General features: G+C 68.9%; 15 protein-coding genes. 9 read left to right on the top strand and 6 right to left on the bottom strand.

The annotated features are described in order from the left end of the window. Positions 1-289 precede the first annotated feature (289 nt). Both ACWH49_RS09910 and ACWH49_RS09905 read left to right on the top strand, forming a co-directional pair. Positions 290-1,882, top strand: a complete 1,593-nt coding sequence (locus ACWH49_RS09910; RefSeq protein ID WP_448171310.1) for an AmpG family muropeptide MFS transporter — start codon at positions 290-292, stop codon at positions 1,880-1,882. A gap of 55 nt (positions 1,883-1,937) precedes the next feature. Then, positions 1,938-2,828, top strand: a complete 891-nt coding sequence (locus ACWH49_RS09905; RefSeq protein WP_448171309.1) for a M48 family metallopeptidase — start codon at positions 1,938-1,940, stop codon at positions 2,826-2,828. A 24-nt stretch (positions 2,829-2,852) separates the two neighbouring features. On the opposite strand, the gene ACWH49_RS09900 is transcribed toward ACWH49_RS09905, so the two are convergent. Together ACWH49_RS09900 and ACWH49_RS09895 are read right to left on the bottom strand one after the other, a co-directional pair. Further along, complete coding sequence (locus ACWH49_RS09900) at positions 2,853-3,542, bottom strand: alpha/beta hydrolase (protein WP_448171308.1); 690 nt, start codon at positions 3,540-3,542, stop codon at positions 2,853-2,855. Positions 3,543-3,562: 20 nt separating this feature from the next. Continuing rightward, positions 3,563-4,348 carry an exodeoxyribonuclease III gene (locus ACWH49_RS09895; RefSeq protein WP_448171307.1) on the bottom strand — a complete coding sequence of 262 codons (786 nt, stop codon included), beginning with the start codon at positions 4,346-4,348 and terminating at the stop codon, positions 3,563-3,565. 17 nt (positions 4,349-4,365) lie between these two features. On the opposite strand from ACWH49_RS09895, the gene pyrE reads away from it, so the two are divergent. After that, positions 4,366-5,043, top strand: a complete 678-nt coding sequence (pyrE, locus tag ACWH49_RS09890) for an orotate phosphoribosyltransferase (RefSeq protein ID WP_056471964.1) — start codon at positions 4,366-4,368, stop codon at positions 5,041-5,043. Beyond that, complete coding sequence (locus ACWH49_RS09885; RefSeq protein ID WP_448171306.1) at positions 5,044-5,736, top strand: hypothetical protein; 693 nt, start codon at positions 5,044-5,046, stop codon at positions 5,734-5,736. It begins immediately after the preceding gene. A gap of 12 nt (positions 5,737-5,748) precedes the next feature. Here ACWH49_RS09885 and gatB read toward each other — a convergent pair whose 3' ends face one another. The 3 genes from gatB to gatC are packed head-to-tail and all read right to left on the bottom strand — an operon-like array spanning position 5,749 to position 9,007. Further along, positions 5,749-7,212, bottom strand: a complete 1,464-nt coding sequence (gene gatB, locus ACWH49_RS09880; RefSeq protein ID WP_448171305.1) for an Asp-tRNA(Asn)/Glu-tRNA(Gln) amidotransferase subunit GatB — start codon at positions 7,210-7,212, stop codon at positions 5,749-5,751. An 8-nt stretch (positions 7,213-7,220) separates the two neighbouring features. Continuing rightward, positions 7,221-8,708, bottom strand: a complete 1,488-nt coding sequence (gene gatA, locus ACWH49_RS09875; RefSeq protein WP_448171304.1) for an Asp-tRNA(Asn)/Glu-tRNA(Gln) amidotransferase subunit GatA — start codon at positions 8,706-8,708, stop codon at positions 7,221-7,223. Continuing rightward, positions 8,705-9,007: an Asp-tRNA(Asn)/Glu-tRNA(Gln) amidotransferase subunit GatC gene (gene gatC / locus ACWH49_RS09870; protein WP_056471979.1), complete on the bottom strand. Its 303-nt coding sequence runs from the start codon at positions 9,005-9,007 to the stop codon at positions 8,705-8,707. The genes gatA and gatC overlap by 4 nt, the downstream gene beginning before the upstream one ends. A 301-nt stretch (positions 9,008-9,308) precedes the next feature. On the opposite strand from gatC, the gene ACWH49_RS09865 reads away from it, so the two are divergent. From ACWH49_RS09865 to rodA, 5 genes are all read left to right on the top strand, one after another. Next, positions 9,309-10,352 carry a rod shape-determining protein gene (locus tag ACWH49_RS09865; protein WP_056471982.1) on the top strand — a complete coding sequence of 348 codons (1,044 nt, stop codon included), beginning with the start codon at positions 9,309-9,311 and terminating at the stop codon, positions 10,350-10,352. A 93-nt stretch (positions 10,353-10,445) separates the two neighbouring features. Continuing rightward, the gene (gene mreC, locus ACWH49_RS09860) at positions 10,446-11,423 is read left to right on the top strand and encodes a rod shape-determining protein MreC (protein ID WP_448171303.1); all 978 of its coding nucleotides are present in this window, start codon (positions 10,446-10,448) and stop codon (positions 11,421-11,423) included. 22 nt (positions 11,424-11,445) lie between these two features. After that, entirely contained in the window at positions 11,446-11,967 is a 522-nt protein-coding gene (mreD, locus tag ACWH49_RS09855; protein WP_056471988.1) for a rod shape-determining protein MreD, read from the top strand. Further along, positions 11,964-13,991 carry a penicillin-binding protein 2 gene (gene mrdA, locus ACWH49_RS09850; RefSeq protein ID WP_448171302.1) on the top strand — a complete coding sequence of 676 codons (2,028 nt, stop codon included), beginning with the start codon at positions 11,964-11,966 and terminating at the stop codon, positions 13,989-13,991. Before mreD ends, mrdA begins: the two co-directional genes overlap by 4 nt. Then, complete coding sequence (rodA, locus tag ACWH49_RS09845; protein WP_448171301.1) at positions 13,988-15,145, top strand: rod shape-determining protein RodA; 1,158 nt, start codon at positions 13,988-13,990, stop codon at positions 15,143-15,145. Before mrdA ends, rodA begins: the two co-directional genes overlap by 4 nt. On the opposite strand, the gene ACWH49_RS09840 is transcribed toward rodA, so the two are convergent. Beyond that, the gene (locus ACWH49_RS09840; protein ID WP_448171300.1) at positions 15,078-16,679 is read right to left on the bottom strand and encodes a sensor histidine kinase; all 1,602 of its coding nucleotides are present in this window, start codon (positions 16,677-16,679) and stop codon (positions 15,078-15,080) included. The genes rodA and ACWH49_RS09840 overlap by 68 nt on opposite strands. Positions 16,680-16,702 lie beyond the last annotated feature (23 nt).

The following is a 16,702-nucleotide window of genomic DNA, read 5'->3' as shown; positions in this document are numbered from 1 at the left end:
TTGGTGTGATGACGGTGGTGAAGCGATTCGTCGTGTCGTCAGGACTGCACGGCGAGTGAAGAGAAGTGTGGCGTTCGGCAACGTTTGCTCGCACCCCCGAGACGCGGGGCACGCCACAGCTCGTTCGAGAACTGCTTCGCATTTTTCGCGGCATGCGTGCGCCGCGGCCCTCGTTTCGGGGGGTGGCTGTCGCCTGTTTCGTTGTCCAACGGTTGACCGTTCGACGTTCCGCGGCGCGGGCCGGGCGTGCCGGTCGCATAAGCTACGGCCATGACTTCATGCCGCCGTCTTGGACACCTCTAGCAGCGTCCACCCGCCCGCACGCTTCAGTGCCGCCACCTTCTACCGGCTCGTCGTCGTCACGGCGCTCGGCTTCGCGTCGGGGTTGCCACTCGCGCTGACCGGGCAAGCCATGCAGGCGTGGCTGAGCGTCTCGGGCGTCGACATCGCGACCATCGGCTTCCTGAGCCTTGTCGGCCTGCCGTACACGTTCAAGTTCCTGTGGGCGCCGTTGATGGACCGCTTCGAGCTGCCGTGGCTCGGCCGACGCCGCGGCTGGCTGGTGCTGACCCAGCTCTTGCTAGCCGGCGCGCTGATGTGGATGGCCGCCACGTCGCCGAGCGGCGCGACCCGCTTCTTCGCGCTGCTCGCGGTGTTGGTGGCGTTCCTGTCGGCGTCGCAGGACGTGGTGATCGACGCCTACCGCACCGATGCGCTGCATGCGAGCGAGCGTGGCCTGGGCTCGTCGCTGTTCGTGCTCGGCTACCGGGGCGCGATGATCGTGTCGGGCGGCATCGCGTTCATCTGGGTCGATCCGGCGCAGGGCGGGGGCTGGACCTGGCCCGAGGTCTACCGTTTCATGGCCGGCGTGATGGTCGGCGCGGCGGTGCTGTCGGCCGTCGCGCTGCCGCGCCTGCCGCTCGCGCTGGTGCCGTCCAGCGTGCCGCGCCGCGATCTGCTGGGCTTCCTCGCGGTGCTCGCGGCGGTGGCGGTCGGCGTGTTCCTGAGCGACCGGTTCGGCCCGCCGATCGCGAAGGGCCTGCTCGGCGGCTGGCTCGCGAGCGGTGCGATGCCGACGGCGTTGCAGGGCAAGTGGATCGACCTCGCGGCGCTGATGCTCGGCATCGCGTTCACGCTGCCGCTGGCGGCGTGGGCGGCGCGGGCGGCACGCTTCGAGACCTTGCTCGGCGGGCTGCGCAGCTACTTCTCGCAGCCGGGCGCCGCGGCCTTCCTCGCCTTCATCGTGCTCTACAAGCTCGGCGACGCGTTCGCCGGCTCGCTGATGACGCCGTTCCTGCTCCAGGCGATGCAGTACAGCACCGCCGAGGTCGGCGTGGTCAACAAGGTGATCGGCCTGTGGCTGACGATCGGCGGCGCGTTGCTGGGGGGCGCGCTGATGCTGAAGCTGGGCCTGTGGCGCGCGCTGCTGCTGTTCGGCGTGCTGCAGATGGCGAGCAACCTCGGGTTCTGGTGGCTCGCCGTCAACGGCCGCGACGTGCTGCCGGGCCTGACGATCCCGGCCTTCGACTGGGGCTTCGTCAAGCTGCTGCACGCCACCCCGGTCGACGGCGGGTTGCTGCTGGTGATCGCGGCCGAGAACCTGTCCGGCGGCATGGGCACCGCGGCGTTCCTCGCGTTCCTGATGAGCCTGTGCAACCAGCGCTTCACCGCGACCCAGTTCGCGCTGCTCAGCGCGTTCGCGTCGGTCGGCCGGGTGTGGGTCGGGCCGCTGGCCGGCGTGCTGGCGGAGTCGATCGGCTGGCCGGTGTTTTTCCTCGTCTCGACCGCCGTTGCGCTGCCGGCCCTGGCGATGCTGTGGTGGATGCGGGATACCGTGCGTGCGCTCGAATACGATCCGGCGACGGCGCCGGCCGACGATTGAATTGCCGACGCGCGACCCGACCTACACGCCGCTTTCCGAGCATGGGCGAGAACCGATGAACCAAGACACTTCCCTGCTGCACCACGTCGGCTGCAGCTGCGCTTTCCACGGCCGCCGGCTGTTCACCGGCGGGCTGCTGCTCGGCAGCGGCGCCACGCTGTTCGCGCTGCCGGCATGGGCGCGCGAGGGCGTCGATGTCGGTCCCCAGTCGAGCTTCAGCAAGCTGGTGTCGGCCGAGCAGATCGAGAAGGCGGCGCAGCAGAACTACCTGCAGCTGCTGCAGCAGGCGAACACGAAGGGCGCGGTCGCCAGCCCCTCGCACCCGCAGCTCACCCGCTTGCGCGCGATTGCGCAGCGGCTGATCCCGTACACCTACGAGTGGAACGAGCGTGCGCGCCAGTGGCGCTGGGAAGTCAACCTGATCAACAGCCCGCAGATCAACGCGTTCTGCATGCCGGGCGGCAAGATCGCGTTCTTCACCGGCATCCTCGAGAAGCTCAAGCTCACCGACGACGAGGTCGCGATGATCATGGGCCACGAGATGACCCACGCGCTGCGCGAGCACGCCCGCGAGCGCATGGGCAAGAACGCCGCGACCCAGGGCGCGATCGAGATCGGCGCGGCGATCTTCGGCCTCGGCAACGGCGGGCGCTACCTGGCCGGCATGGGCGGGCAGCTGCTGACGCTCAAGTTCGGGCGCGATGACGAATCCGAGGCCGACCTGGTCGGCATGGAACTCGCCGCCCGCGCCGGCTACGACCCGCACGCCGGCGTCACGCTGTGGCAGAAGATGGCCGCGGCCAGCAAGGGCGCGCCGCCGCAGTGGATGTCGACCCACCCCTCGGGCCCGACGCGCATCCGCGACATCGAGCGAAGCCTTCCCAAAGTCGAGCCGCTCTATGCGCGGGCGGGGAAGCCCGCGCAGCGGTTCGACACCGCGCGCTGACCCAGCGGCGGCTTCTGCGCGCGTTTACCTCGCTGGCGCAGGCGCCAGCACGCGCAGCAGCCAGCGGTTCATGTCGGCGATCTCGTCGGGGCAGACCGAGTGCGGCATCGGGTACGCGTGCCACTCGACCGGGTGGCCGAGCGCGACGAGCGCGTCGCGCGACTGCAGCGCGCGCGCGATCGGGATCACCGGGTCGGCCGTGCCGTGGGCCTGGAAGATCGGCAGGTCGGCGTTGGCCGGGCTGCGCTCCGCGGCGGTCAGCGCGCCAAGCGGCAGGTAGCCCGACATACCGAGCAGCCCGGCCAGCCGCTCGCCGTGGCGCAGCCCTGTCATGAAGGTCATCGCGCAGCCTTGCGAGAAGCCGGCCAGCACGATGCGCGAAGCCGGCACGCCGCGTGCCTTCTCGCGTGCGATCAGCGTCTCGACCAGCGCCTGCGATTCGCGCAGGCCGGCCTCGTCTTCGCGCTTGACGCCGCCCGGGCCGAGTTCGGCGCCGAGGATGTCGTACCAGGCGCGCATCACGTAGCCGCCGTTGATCGTGACCGGCCGCGTCGGGCCGTGCGGGAACACGAAGCGCACGGGACCGATGGCGGTGAGATCGAGCTCCTGCGCGATCGGCACGAAATCGTTGCCGTCGGCGCCCAGACCGTGCAGCACGATGATCGACGCGGTCGGGTTCGGCGCGGTTTCGAATTCGATGACGTCGAGGGACATGGTGGGTGCTTCTTTCGGATTCAGAGGGTGAAGTCGTAGTCGATCACCAGCGGCGCGTGGTCGCTGAAACGCTGTTCGAGGTAGATGTTTTCGGCGACCGCGTGCTTGGCGATGCCTGGCGTGGCCAGGTGGTAGTCGAGCCGCCAGCCGACGTTCTTCGCCCACGCCTGACCGCGGTTGCTCCACCAGGTGTATTGCTCGGAGCGCGGGTTGAGGGTGCGGAACACGTCGACCAGGCCGATCTCGTCGAGCAGTGCGGTCATCCAGGCGCGTTCCTCGGGCAGGAAGCCGCTGTTCTTCTGGTTGCCCTTCCAATTCTTCAGGTCGATTTCCTTGTGGGCGATGTTGATGTCCCCGACCAGGATCAGCTCGCGCTCGGCGGCGAGCGCCTTCAGGTGCGGCGCCATCAGCGCGAGGAAGCGGAATTTCGCGGCCTGGCGCAGCTCGCCGCTCGAGCCGCTCGGGAAGTAGCAGCTGATCAGGCTGAGTCGGCGCGTGGGGGTGTCGAACCGCGCCTCCACGTAACGGCCCTCGGCATCGAACTCGGCGTTGCCGATGCCGGTGACCACGGCGCTCGGCGCCTTGCGGCTGTACAAGCCCACGCCCGAGTAGCCCTTCTTGTCGGCGTAGTGGAAATGCCCGGTCATGCCGGCCACCGTGTCGAATCGGCCGACGACCGTGTCGGCCTGGGCCTTGATCTCCTGCACCCCCATACAATCGGCCGCCAGCCCGGCGACCCAGGGTTCGAAGCCCTTGGTGGCGGCGGAGCGGATGCCGTTCAGATTCAGCGACACGAGACGAAACACGACAGAGGACCTTCGGGATGAGCACCACCGACCCCCAGGATTCACTCGCGCAGGACTTCGTGAAGTTCGCGGTCGAGGCGGGCGTGCTGCGCTTCGGTGAATTCAGGACCAAGGCCGGCCGGCTGTCGCCGTACTTCTTCAATTCGGCCCTGTTCGACGACGGCGCCAAGCTGGCGCGTCTGGCGGAATTCTATGCGCGGCGCCTGCTGGCGTCGGGCTGCGAGTTCGACATGCTGTTCGGCCCGGCCTACAAGGGCATCACGCTGGCCGCGGCCTCGGCGATGGCGCTCGCGCAGCTCGGCCGCAACGTGCCGTTCGCGTTCAACCGCAAGGAGGCCAAGGCCCACGGCGAAGGCGGCACGCTGGTCGGCGCGCCGGTGCAGGGGCGGGTCGTGATCATCGACGACGTGATCACCGATGGGGCCTCTAAGCGCGAATCGGTCGACATGCTGCGCGCGGCCGGCGGCACGCCGGCCGCGGTGCTGATCGCGCTCGACCGGATGGAGCGCGGCGGCACCGACGACAACCTGTCGGCCCGCTCGGCCGTTGAGGATTTCGAGCACGATTACGGGTTGCCGGTGATTTCGATCGCGTCGCTCGACGACTTGCTTCAGTACCTGCATTCCAATGCCGATACCGCGCTCGGGGCCCATTTCGAGCGGGTCTCCGCCTACCGTGAACGCTATGGAGTCTGAATGAGAGCCCACCGTCCTGTTGCCGGCGCTGCGCTGATCATGCTGTCGCTGCTGGCCGCGAGCCCGCTGGCGACGGCCCAGACGACCGGCGGGCGTTCGATCTTCACCTGCGTCTCGGCCGCCGGCAAGACGCTCACTTCCGACCGGCTGATCGCCGACTGCGTCGGCCGTGAACAGCGCGTGCTCAATGCGGATGGCTCGCTGAACCGCATCGTGCCGCCGAGCCTGACTGCCGAGGAGCGCGCCAAGGCCGAGGAACGCGAGGCTGCGGCGGCCGCCGTGCGCGCCGCCAAGGCCGAAGCCGTGCGCCGCGACCGCAGCCTGCTGACCCGCTACCCCGACGACAAGGCGCACAAGCGCGCCCGTGAGGCGTCGCTCGACTCGGTCCGCAAGCTGGTCGCCGCGAGCGAGGTCCGCCTGAAGGTGCTGGAGGAGGAGCGCAAGCCGCTGCTGGCCGACGCCGAGTTCTATGCCGGCAAGCGGTTGCCGCCGAAACTGAAGACCCAGCTCGACGCGAACGAGGTGTCCACCGAGGCGCAGCGCGCGCAGATCGAATCGCAGAAGCAGGAGATCGCGCGAATCAACCAGCGCTTCGACGAAGAGCTGCTGCGCCTGAAGAAGATGTGGGCCGGCATGCCGCCCGGATCGTTCGAGGTCCAGGCGGCCATCGCAGCGTCGACGCCGGCCAAGTGACCGCCGCGGCGGTCAGCCGAGTTTCTTCTTCAGCAGCTCGTTGACCTGGCTCGGGTTGCCCTTGCCCTTGGTCGCCTTCATCGCTTGGCCGACCAGCGCGTTGAACGCCTTCTCCTTGCCCGCGCGGAACTCCTCGACCGACTTGGCGTTGGCCGCCAGCACGTCGTCGATGATGCGCTCGAGTTCCCCGGAGTCGCTCATCTGCTTCAGGCCCTTGACCTCGATCAGCGCGTCGACGTCCTGACCTTCGCCGGTCCACAGCGCGTCGAACACCTGCTTCGCGCCGTTGTTCGAGATCGTGCCATCGGCGATGCGCCGGATCATTGCAGCCAGCGCCTCGGCCGAAACCGGGCTCGCCTCGATGGCGCCGCCCTGCGCGTTGAGCCGGCGCGAGAGCTCGCCCATCAGCCAGTTCGCAACCAGCTTGGGCTGGCCGCTGGCCTGCGCCGCGGTCTCGAAGAACGCGGCGAACGCCTTGCTCTGCGTCATCAGCGTCGCGTCGTACGCGGCCAGTGCGTAGTCGCGCTCGAAGCGCGCGGCCATCAGGCGCGGCAGCTCGGGCATCTGCGCGCGCACCTGCTCGATCCACTCGGGCGCGATCGCCAGCGGCGGCAGGTCCGGGTCCGGGAAGTAGCGGTAGTCGTGCGCGTCTTCCTTGCTGCGCATCGCGCGGGTCTCGCCGCTGTCCGGGTCGAACAGCACGGTGGCCTGGTGCACGCTGCCGCCGTCCTCGAGCAGGTCGATCTGCCACTGCACTTCGTAGTCGATCGCCTGCTGCATGAACTTGAAGCTGTTCAGGTTCTTGATCTCGCGGCGCGTGCCGAACTCCGCCCCGGGGCGGCGCACCGACACGTTGGCATCGCAGCGGAACGAGCCCTCCTGCATGTTGCCGTCGCAGATGCCGATCCAGGTGACGATCTGGTGCAGCGTCTTGGCGTACTCCACCGCCTCGCGGCTGCTGCGCATGTCGGGCTCGGTGACGATTTCGAGCAGCGGCGTGCCGGCGCGGTTCAGGTCGATGCCGCTCTGGCCCTGGTAGTCCTCGTGCAGCGACTTGCCGGCGTCCTCTTCCAGGTGGGCGCGGGTCAGGTTGACCTTGTGCTTCACCCGCTCTCCTTGTGGACCATCGACGAAGAACTCGACCGCGCCGCCCTGCACCACCGGCGTCTCGTACTGGCTGATCTGGTAGCCCTTGGGCAGGTCGGGATAGAAGTAGTTCTTGCGCGCGAAGATCGACAGCGGCGCCACCTTGGCGCCGACCGCCAGGCCGAAGCGGATCGCGCGCTCGACCGCGCCGCGGTTCATCACCGGCAGCGTGCCCGGCAGCGCCAGGTCGACCGGCGACGCCTGCGTGTTAGGCGCCGCGCCGAAGTGCGTCGACGAACCGCTGAAGATCTTCGATTGCGTGGAGAGTTGCGCGTGGGTCTCGATGCCGATGACGACCTCGAAACCGCGGATCAGTGCGGGTGTGCTCATGCTCGTGTTCAGTAGCCCGAAGGCGCCCGCGAATGCCAGTCGGTGGCCTGCTGGAACGCGTGCGCGGCCTGCAGCAGCGCGCCTTCCTGGAAGTAGTTGCCGATGAGTTGCAGGCCGACCGGCATCGCCGCTTCGCCGAAGCCGGCAGGCAGGCTCATGCCGGGCAGACCGGCCAGGCTGGCGGGCAGCGTGAAGATGTCGGCGAGATAGTTAGCGACCGGATCGTCGCTCTTCGCGCCGAGCTTCCACGCGACCGTGGGCGCGACCGGACCCGCGATCAGGTCGCACTGCGTGAAGCAGGCCTGGAAGTCGTCCGCGATCATGCGGCGCAGCTTCTGCGCCTGCAGGTAATACGCGTCGTAGTAGCCGTGGCTCAGGACGTACGTGCCGATCATGATCCGGCGCTTGACTTCCGGGCCGAAGCCTTCGCTGCGGCTCTTCTTGTACATGTCCTCCAGGTCGCCGTACTTCGCCGCGCGGTGGCCGTAGCGCACGCCGTCGAAGCGCGAAAGGTTCGACGACGCCTCGGCCGGCGCGATGATGTAGTACACCGGGATCGACAGCTCGGTGCGCGGCAGGCTCACGTCGACCAGCGTGGCGCCGAGCTTCTCGAACTCGGCGAGCGCGGCGCGCACCGCGCCGTCCACGTCGGCGGCGAGTGCGGCCGGGAAGAACTCCTTCGGCAGGCCGATGCGCAGGCCGCGCAAAGGCTGCGCGGCGGTCGCGCCGGCGCGGGCCTGCAGCATCGCGGCGTGGTAGTCCTGCGGCGGGCGTTGGGCGCTGGTCGAGTCGCGCTCGTCGAAGCCGCTCATCGCGCCGAGCAGCAGCGCGCAGTCCTCCGCGCTGCGCGCCAGCGGGCCGGCCTGATCCAGGCTGGAGGCGAAGGCGATCATCCCGTAGCGCGAGCACACGCCGTAGGTCGGCTTGATTCCGGTGATGCCGGTGAAGCTGGCCGGCTGGCGGATCGAACCGCCGGTGTCGGTGCCGGTCGCGGCAGGCATCAGCCGCGCGGCGACGGCGGCAGCGGAGCCGCCCGACGAGCCGCCCGGCACGCGGGCCGGGTCCCACGGGTTGCGCACCGTCCGGTAGGCCGAGTTCTCGTTGCTCGAGCCCATCGCGAACTCGTCGCAGTTGAGCTTGCCGAGCGTGACGACGCCGGACTCGGCCAGGCGGGCCACGACGGTCGCATCGAACGGGCTGCGGTAGCCCTCGATCATCTTGGACCCCGCGGTGGTCGGCAGTTCGCGCGTGACGAAGATGTCCTTGTGCGCGAGCGGCACGCCGTGCAGCGCGCCTGCGTCGCCGGCTGCGCGTGTCGCATCGGCGGCGGCGGCCTGCGCGAGCGCGCCGGCCTCGTCGACGTGCAGCAGCGCGCCGAGTTGTTGGTGTGCGGCAACCCGTGCGAGCAGATGTTTCGTCACCTCGACGCTGGAAAGCTGCTTCGCGCCCATCGCGCGGCCAAGTTCGGCCACGCCCATCTCGTGGATCTGCTTCATGCGCCGATCACCTTCGGCACCAGGAACAGGCCGTCCTCGACGGCCGGCGCGCTGCGCTGGTTGGCCGCGCGCTGGTCGGTCTCGGTGACCACGTCGTCGCGCAGCCGCAGCGTCACTTCCTGCACCGCCGACAGAGGTGTGTAGAGCGGTTCGACACCGCTCGTGTCGACCGCGCTCATCTGCTCGACGATGCCGAAGAAGCCGTTCAACTGCGACAGCATCGCGGCCTGTTCGGCGGGCTGGAGTTCGAGCCGCGCCAACTGGGCGATGCGGCTCACGTCTTGCGGGGTCAGGGCCATGGCGTGGGTGGGAAAAGGAGGGGCTCTTCAGGGGCCCAAAACAGGGCGCGCCGTCACGAATGCGACGGGGCTTGCGGTATTATCCCCGGTTATCCACAAGCCCTTCGAGCCTGTGCAAATCGTCATCCGATGGCGATTTGACGCCGGGTCGCAGCGCGCGTGCCATGAGCCCACCGGCCTGCGAAAGCACACGGTCGGCGCCCCGACAACACGTTCAACCCACGGAATACGATCCGTCCCGCCAGTGCCGCGTCTGCTTCAATGCCCGCAGGCTGCTTGACGAATCCCCAGCCCACACACCATGTTCGGATCCTTTCGTCGCTATTTCTCGACTGATCTGGCCATCGACCTCGGCACCGCCAACACGCTGATCTACGTGCGTGGCAAAGGCATCGTGCTCGATGAGCCCTCGGTCGTCGCCATCCGCCACGAAGGCGGCCCCAACGGCAAGAAGACCATCCAGGCGGTCGGCGCCGAGGCCAAGGCCATGCTCGGCAAGGTGCCGGGCAACATCGAGGCGATCCGCCCGATGAAGGACGGCGTCATCGCCGACTTCACCGTCACCGAGCAGATGCTCAAGCAGTTCATCAAGATGGTGCACCCGCGCTCGGTGCTGCGGCCGAGCCCGCGCATCATCATCTGCGTGCCCTGCGGCTCGACCCAGGTCGAGCGCCGCGCGATCCGCGAATCGGCGCTGGGTGCCGGCGCGAGCGACGTCTACCTGATCGAGGAGCCGATGGCCGCCGCGATCGGTGCCGGGCTGCCGGTCAGCGAGGCCAGCGGCTCGATGGTCGTCGACATCGGCGGCGGCACGACCGAGGTCGGCGTGATCTCGCTCGGCGGCATGGTCTACAAAGGCTCGATCCGCGTCGGCGGCGACAAGTTCGACGAGTCGATCATCAACTACATCCGCCGCAACTACGGCATGCTGATCGGCGAGCCGACTGCCGAGGCGATCAAGAAGAGCATCGGCAGCGCCTTCCCCGGCTCCGAGGTCAAGGAGATGGAAGTCAAGGGCCGCAACCTCAGCGAGGGCGTGCCGCGCAGCTTCACGATCTCGTCGAACGAAATCCTCGAGGCCCTGACCGACCCGCTCAACCAGATGGTCTCGGCCGTCAAGAACGCGCTCGAGCAGACGCCGCCCGAACTGGGCGCCGACATCGCCGAGCGCGGCATGATGCTCACCGGCGGCGGCGCGCTGCTGCGCGACCTGGATCGCCTGCTGTCGGAAGAGACCGGCCTGCCGGTGCTCGTCGCCGAGGATCCGCTGACCTGCGTGGTGCGCGGTTGCGGCATGGCACTCGAGCGCATGGAGCGGCTCGGCTCGATCTTCACGTCAGAGTAACCAGAATGCAGTTGCGAAGCCGGCACGTTCGTCGCGTGGCCGGCTTCGCCGTTTCTTCTTTCGACGCTTGTTCGACGCACCGAGTCCGCGGCCATGTCCATCGGCACCATTGATCGCACGCCGCCGCCCTTCTTCCGCCAGGGGCCGTCGGCGCTGACGAAGCTGATCCTGTGCTCGGCGCTGGCGCTGTTCCTGATGGTGGCGGACAACCGCTTCACGATCACGCGTCAGCTCCGCGCCGTCGTCGCGACAGCGCTCTACTACCCGCAGCAGGCGCTGCTGGTGCCGGTGGAGGCGATTCGTGGCGTCGGCAATTACTTCATGGGCCTGCAGGGCGCGCTGTCCGGCGAGCAGGCTGCGCGCCGCGACCTGGCCGCGCAGGCCGAGCGCGCGCTGCGGGTCGACCAGCTCGCCACCGAGAACGCGCACCTGCGCGGCCTGCTGGAACTGCGGCCGAGCCTCACGGTGCGTTCGCAGGCGGCGCAGGTGCTGTACGAGGCCTCCGACCCGTACTCGCGCAAGGTCGTGATCGACCGCGGCGCGACCAACGGCGTGGCGCTGGCCTCGCCGGTGATCAACGAAACCGGCGTGCTCGGGCAGGTCACGCGCGTCTACCCGCTGTCGAGCGAGGTCACGTTGCTGACCGACAAGGACGCCGCGATCCCGGTGCTGAACACGCGCACCCAGGTCCGCAGCGCCGCGTTCGGCAGCGCCGGCGCGCTCGGTGGCGGCATGGAGATGCGCTTCATGGCCGGCAATGCCGACGTTCAGCCCGGCGACGTGCTGACCACCACCGGCGTCGACGGCATCTACCCGCCCGGGCTGCCGGTCGCGAAGGTCATCAGCGTCGACCGCAAGCTCGATTCCGGCTTCGCCCGCATCCTGCTCGCACCGAACGCCAAGACCGACGGCGTGCGCCACGTGCTCGTGATCGAGCCGATCGGCTTGCAGATGCCGGCCCGGCCGGAGGTGCCGCCGGCGCTCGACCCGAAGGCCGCCGCGGCAGCCAAGAAGGGTGCGAAGGCCGCTGCCGCGAAGGCCTCGGCCGCCGCCTCGGGGGCCGCGCCGTGAGCTTGCCCGGAGGTCGCACGTCATGATCATGCCGCGCGCCAGCGACCAGCTGCTGCTGCCGGTCAACCCGCTGTTCGTCGCGTTCACGCTGCTGTTCGCGTTCGCGCTGAACATCGTGCCGCTCGGCCGGGTGCCGCTGCTGCCCGACTTCGTCGCGCTGGTGCTGGTGTTCTGGAATGTCCACCAGTCGCGCCGCGTCGGCGTCGGCCTGGCGTTCCTGTTCGGGCTGATGATGGACGTGCACGACGGCGCGGTGCTCGGCCAGCACGCGCTGGCCTACACGCTGCTGAGCTTCTTCGCGATCACGATCCACCGCCGGCTGCTGTGGTTCACGGTGCCGTCGCAGGCGGTGCAGATCCTGCCGCTGTTCTTCGCCGCGCACGCCGTCTCGCTGGTCGTGCGCATGATCGCCGGGGGCATGTTCCCCGGGTGGCAGGTGCTGCTCGCGCCGGTCTTCGAAGCGCTGCTGTGGCCGATCGCCACATGGCTGTTGCTGGCTCCGCAGCGCCGCGCGCCCGATCGGGACGAAAATCGACCGCTGTGACTGAGCTGAAAAACGTCGAACAGGAAGTCGGGCGCTTTCGCATGCGTCTGGCGGCGGCGGCGGCGTTCGTCCTGTTGGCGTTCGGCCTGCTCGGCGTGCGGCTGGTCTACCTGCAGATCTACAAACACGAGGAGCTCTCGACGCAGGCCGAGAACAACCGCATCACGGTCGTGCCGATCGTGCCGAACCGCGGGCTGATTCTCGACCGCAACGGCATCGTGCTGGCGAACAACTACTCGGCCTACACGCTCGAACTCACGCCGTCCAAGATCGACGACCTGGAGGCGACGATCGACCGGCTCGCCGCGCTGGTCACGATCGAGCCGCGCGACCGCAAGCGCTTCAAGCGGCTGATGGAGGAGAACAAGAGCTTCGAGTCGCTGCCGATCCGCACCAAGCTCAGCGACGACGAGGTCGCGCGCTTCACCGCGCAGCGCTTCATGTTCACCGGCGTCGACATCAAGGCGCGGCTGTTCCGCAACTACCCGCTGGGCCAGGTCGGCAGCCACCTGATCGGCTACATCGGCCGGATCAACGAGGCCGAGAAGGCCAAGATCGACGACTCCGAGGACGAGGCCAACTACCGCGGCACGCAGTACATCGGCAAGCTCGGCGTCGAGCAGAGCTACGAGGCCGAGCTGCACGGCACGACTGGCTTCGAGGAGATGGAGACCAGCGCCGGCGGCCACCCGGTGCGCCGCCTCGACAGCCGCCCGGCCACCCCCGGCAACGCGCTGGTGATGTCGATCGACATCCGGCTGCAGGCGCTCGTCGAGGAGCTGTTCGGCGACCGCCGCGGCGCGCTGGTCGCGATCGACCCGCGCAACGGCGAGGTGCTCGCCTTCGTCAGCAAGCCCAATTTCGATCCCAACCTGTTCGTCGACGGCATCGACAGCGAGAACTGGAAGGCGCTGAACGAGTCGCTCGACAAGCCGCTGCTGAACCGCGCGCTGCGCGGCACCTACTCGCCCGGCTCGACCTACAAGCCGTTCATGGCGATGGCGGCACTGACGCTGGGCAAGCGCACGCCGCAGCAGGCGATCAGCGACCCCGGCTACTTCAACTTCGGCAACCACCGCTTCCGCGACGACAAGGAAGGCGGCCACGGCTCGGTCGACATGTACAAGTCGATCGTGCAGTCGTGCGACACCTACTACTACATGCTCGCCAACGACCTCGGCGTCGATGCGATCCACGACTTCATGGCGCCGCTGGGCCTGGGCCAGCTGACCGGCATCGACATGCAGGGCGAGCTGCGCGGCGTGCTGCCGTCCACCGAGTGGAAGCGCAACGCCTACCGCAAGAAGGAGCTGCAGAAGTGGTATGCCGGCGAGACGATCTCGTTGGGCATCGGCCAGGGCCAGAACACCTTCACGATGCTGCAGCTGGCGCAGGCCACCGCCACCATGGCGTCGGGCGGGCTGCGCTTCAAGCCGCACCTGGTCAAGATCGTCGAGAACTTCGAGACGCGCGCGCAGCGGCGCGCCGTCGGCGAGGCGCTGCCGCCGCTGAACTGGAAGCCGGAGCATGTCGAGTTCATCCGCAAGGCGATGTACGGCGTCACCCAGGAAGGCACCGGTCGCGGCGCGTTCCTGAATGCGCCCTACCAGTCGGGCGGCAAGACCGGGACCGCGCAGGTCATCGGCATCAAGCAGGGCGAGAAGTACAACGCCAAGAACCTCGACGAGCGGCATCGCGACAACGCGCTGTACACCGCGTTCGCACCGCTCGAATCGCCGCAGATCGCGATCGCGCTGGTGGTCGAGAACGCCGGCTTCGGCGCCGGCGCCGCCGCGCCGATCGCGCGCCGCGTGATCGACTACGTGCTCACCGGCATGGTCCCGAGCGAGGCCGACATCGCGGCGACCAAGCTGGGCCAGTCGACCGCGCCGATCGGCACGCCGCGTCCGGCGGCCTCGGTGCCCTTGCCCGGCACCACGGTCGACGGCGCGGCCGCGGCGCTGCTGACGCCGCCCGCGCCGGCGGCCTCTGCCGTGGTTGCGGCGAACGAGAGGTCTCGGTGAGCGCGATCTTCGAGCGGCCGTCGCTGTGGCTGCGCATCAAGCCGGTGTTCACCGGGTTCGACGTACCGCTGATCCTGGCGATGCTCCTCCTCGCAGGTGCCGGGCTCGTCACGATGTATTCGGCGGGCTTCGACTCGGGCACGCGCTTCGTCGACCACGGCCGCAACATGCTGCTGGCGCTGGGCGTGGTCTTCATCGTCGCTCAGGTCTCGCCGCAGACGCTGATGAAGGCGGCGGTGCCGCTGTACACGGTCGGTGTGGCATTGCTGATCGCAGTGGCCGTGATGGGCGTGACCAAGAAGGGCGCGACCCGCTGGCTCAACGTCGGCGTCGTGATCCAGCCGAGCGAGGTCCTGAAGATCGCGATGCCGCTGATGCTGGCGTGGTGGTTCCAGCGCCGCGAGGGCCAACTGCGCGCGCCCGACTTCGTGATCGCGGCGCTGCTGCTGCTGGTGCCGGTCGGGTTGATCGTCAAGCAGCCCGACCTCGGCACGGCGATCCTGGTGCTGTCGGCCGGCTTCTACGTGATCTTCTTCGCCGGGTTGAGCTGGAAGCTGATCCTGCCGGTGCTGCTGGTCGGGGCGATCGGGATCACCGCGATCGTCGTCTCCGAGGACAAGATCTGCCAGCCCGACGTGAGCTGGCAACCGGTACTGAAGGACTACCAGAAGAACCGCGTCTGCACGCTGCTGGACCCGACGACCGACCCGCTCGGCAAGGGCTTCCACATCATCCAGGGAATGATCGCGATCGGCTCCGGCGGCGTCCACGGCAAGGGATTCATGAAGGGCACGCAGACGCACCTGGAGTTCATCCCGGAGCGCACGACCGACTTCATCTTCGCGGCCTACTCCGAGGAGTTCGGGCTGGTCGGCTGCATCGGCCTGGTGCTCGGCTTCGTGTTCCTGATCTTTCGCGGGCTGATGATCGCCGCGGAGGCGCCCACGGCGTTCACGCGGCTGCTCGCCGGCGCCATCACGCTGAGCTGGTTCACCTATGCGTTCGTCAACATGGGGATGGTCAGCGGCATCCTGCCGGTGGTGGGCGTGCCGCTCCCGTTCATCAGCTACGGCGGCACCGCCATGGTCACGCTCGGCCTGGGGCTGGGGATCCTGATGTCGATCTCGAAGAGCCGTCGCCTGATTCAAAGCTGACGGTCGGCCCCGCCTCTTCGTCTGCCGGCGTTGCACTGCTCGCCTGCAGCCGCACCGTGATCAGCGTGCCGGGTGGCGTGCGGGTCGACGCGTCTGTGATCGCGATCTCCGCACCGTGCTGCATGGCGATCTCGCGCACGATCGCCAGGCCGAGGCCGGAGCCGTCGACCTCGGTGCCCAGTGAACGGTAGAACGGCTGGAACACGAGCTCGCGTTCGGCAAGCGCGATGCCGGGCCCCGAATCCTCGACCTGCAGGACCACCACCTGGCCAAATGGATCGTCGATCACCCGCACCGTCACCGTGCCGCCAGCGGGCGTGTACTGCAGCGCGTTGTCGACCAGGTTGCGGATCAGCTCGCGCAGCAGCAGCGCGTGGCCGAGCACCTGCGGGCCTTGCGGGTGGCGCGCGGCGGCCATGTCGCCGGGCCCCTCGTAGCCCAGGTCGATGCGCTTTTCGAGCGCGCGCGGCACGAAGTCGTGCACGGTCTCGGTCGCCAGCCGCGCCAGGTTCACGACCTGGCGCTGCGGTGCCTGTTGCTGGTTCTCGGCACGCGCCATCGCGAGCAGCTGGTTCACCATGTGCGCGGCGCTCTGGCTGGAGCGGGCGATCTGCTGGAGCGTCTTCTTGAGCGCCTGCGGGTCGGTCTGGCCGGCGTCGATCTGTCGCTGCGCCAGTTCGGCCTGGGTGCGCAGGCCCGCCAGCGGCGTCTTCAGCTGGTGGGCGGCGTCGGCCAGGAAGTGCTTCTGCGAACGCAGCGACTGGTCGAGTCGGGCAAGCAGGTCGTTGATCGCGCGCACCAGCGGCGAGACCTCTTCGGGCGCCTGGCGCTCGTCGATCGGGCTCAGGTCGTTGCTGTCTCGCCGACGGATGCGCTGCTGCAGCTCGTTCAGCGGCGCGATGCCGCGCGCCAGCGCCAGCCACACCAGCAGCACCGCGAGCGGCAGGATCACGAACTGCGGCAGGATCACGCCCTTGATGATCTCGGTGGCCAGGCGCGAGCGCTTGCCGAGCGTCTCGGCCACCTGCACCAGCGGGGCCTCGCCGGTCGCCGGGGTCGTCGCATCGGGGTCCGGCGGCCGGTCCTGGACGTTGACCCACAGGTAGGCGACTCGCACGCTCTCGTTGTTGAGCGTTTCGTCGCGGAAGCGCACCTCGCCTGGCGGCGCGCGGTCCTCGTCGGCCGGCACCGGCAGCGCGGCGTCGCCGCTGAGGAACTCGCCGCGCAGGCCCAGCACCTGGTAGTAGATGTCGTCGGCCTCGTCGGTGCGCAGGATCTCGGCCGCCGCGGCGGGCAGCTTGAACTGTGCCCGCGCGCGCCCGGGCTCGCCGCGCACCGAGACTTCCTTGGACAGCACGCGCACCATCTCGCCGAGTTCGCGATCGAACGGCTTGTTCGCGATGCCCTGCGCCACGAGCCAGGTCAGCACCACGCTCATCGGCCACAGCAGGAGCAGCGGCGCGAGCATCCAGTCGAGGATCTCGCCGAACAGCGAGCGTTGCTCGCGGGGGCGCGAATCGGGCAGCGTGGGCATGGGTGCGGCGGAGCATAGCGCCG

This window comes from Rhizobacter fulvus, assembly GCF_964020785.1.
This window is presented reverse-complemented; position numbering and strand designations above follow the sequence as displayed.

Excerpts from the sequence above, each read along its gene's own strand:
- ACWH49_RS09905 (WP_448171309.1), top strand. The coding sequence starts at position 1,938 with ATGAACCAAGACACTTCCCTGCTGCACCACGTCGGCTGCAGCTGCGCT.
- ACWH49_RS09900 (WP_448171308.1), bottom strand. The coding sequence starts at position 3,542 with ATGTCCCTCGACGTCATCGAATTCGAAACCGCGCCGAACCCGACCGCG.
- pyrE (WP_056471964.1), top strand. The coding sequence starts at position 4,366 with ATGAGCACCACCGACCCCCAGGATTCACTCGCGCAGGACTTCGTGAAG.
- ACWH49_RS09885 (WP_448171306.1), top strand. The coding sequence starts at position 5,044 with ATGAGAGCCCACCGTCCTGTTGCCGGCGCTGCGCTGATCATGCTGTCG.
- gatB (WP_448171305.1), bottom strand. The coding sequence starts at position 7,212 with ATGAGCACACCCGCACTGATCCGCGGTTTCGAGGTCGTCATCGGCATC.
- gatA (WP_448171304.1), bottom strand. The coding sequence starts at position 8,708 with ATGAAGCAGATCCACGAGATGGGCGTGGCCGAACTTGGCCGCGCGATG.
- gatC (WP_056471979.1), bottom strand. The coding sequence starts at position 9,007 with ATGGCCCTGACCCCGCAAGACGTGAGCCGCATCGCCCAGTTGGCGCGG.
- ACWH49_RS09865 (WP_056471982.1), top strand. The coding sequence starts at position 9,309 with ATGTTCGGATCCTTTCGTCGCTATTTCTCGACTGATCTGGCCATCGAC.
- mreC (WP_448171303.1), top strand. The coding sequence starts at position 10,446 with ATGTCCATCGGCACCATTGATCGCACGCCGCCGCCCTTCTTCCGCCAG.
- mreD (WP_056471988.1), top strand. The coding sequence starts at position 11,446 with ATGATCATGCCGCGCGCCAGCGACCAGCTGCTGCTGCCGGTCAACCCG.
- ACWH49_RS09840 (WP_448171300.1), bottom strand. The coding sequence starts at position 16,679 with ATGCCCACGCTGCCCGATTCGCGCCCCCGCGAGCAACGCTCGCTGTTC.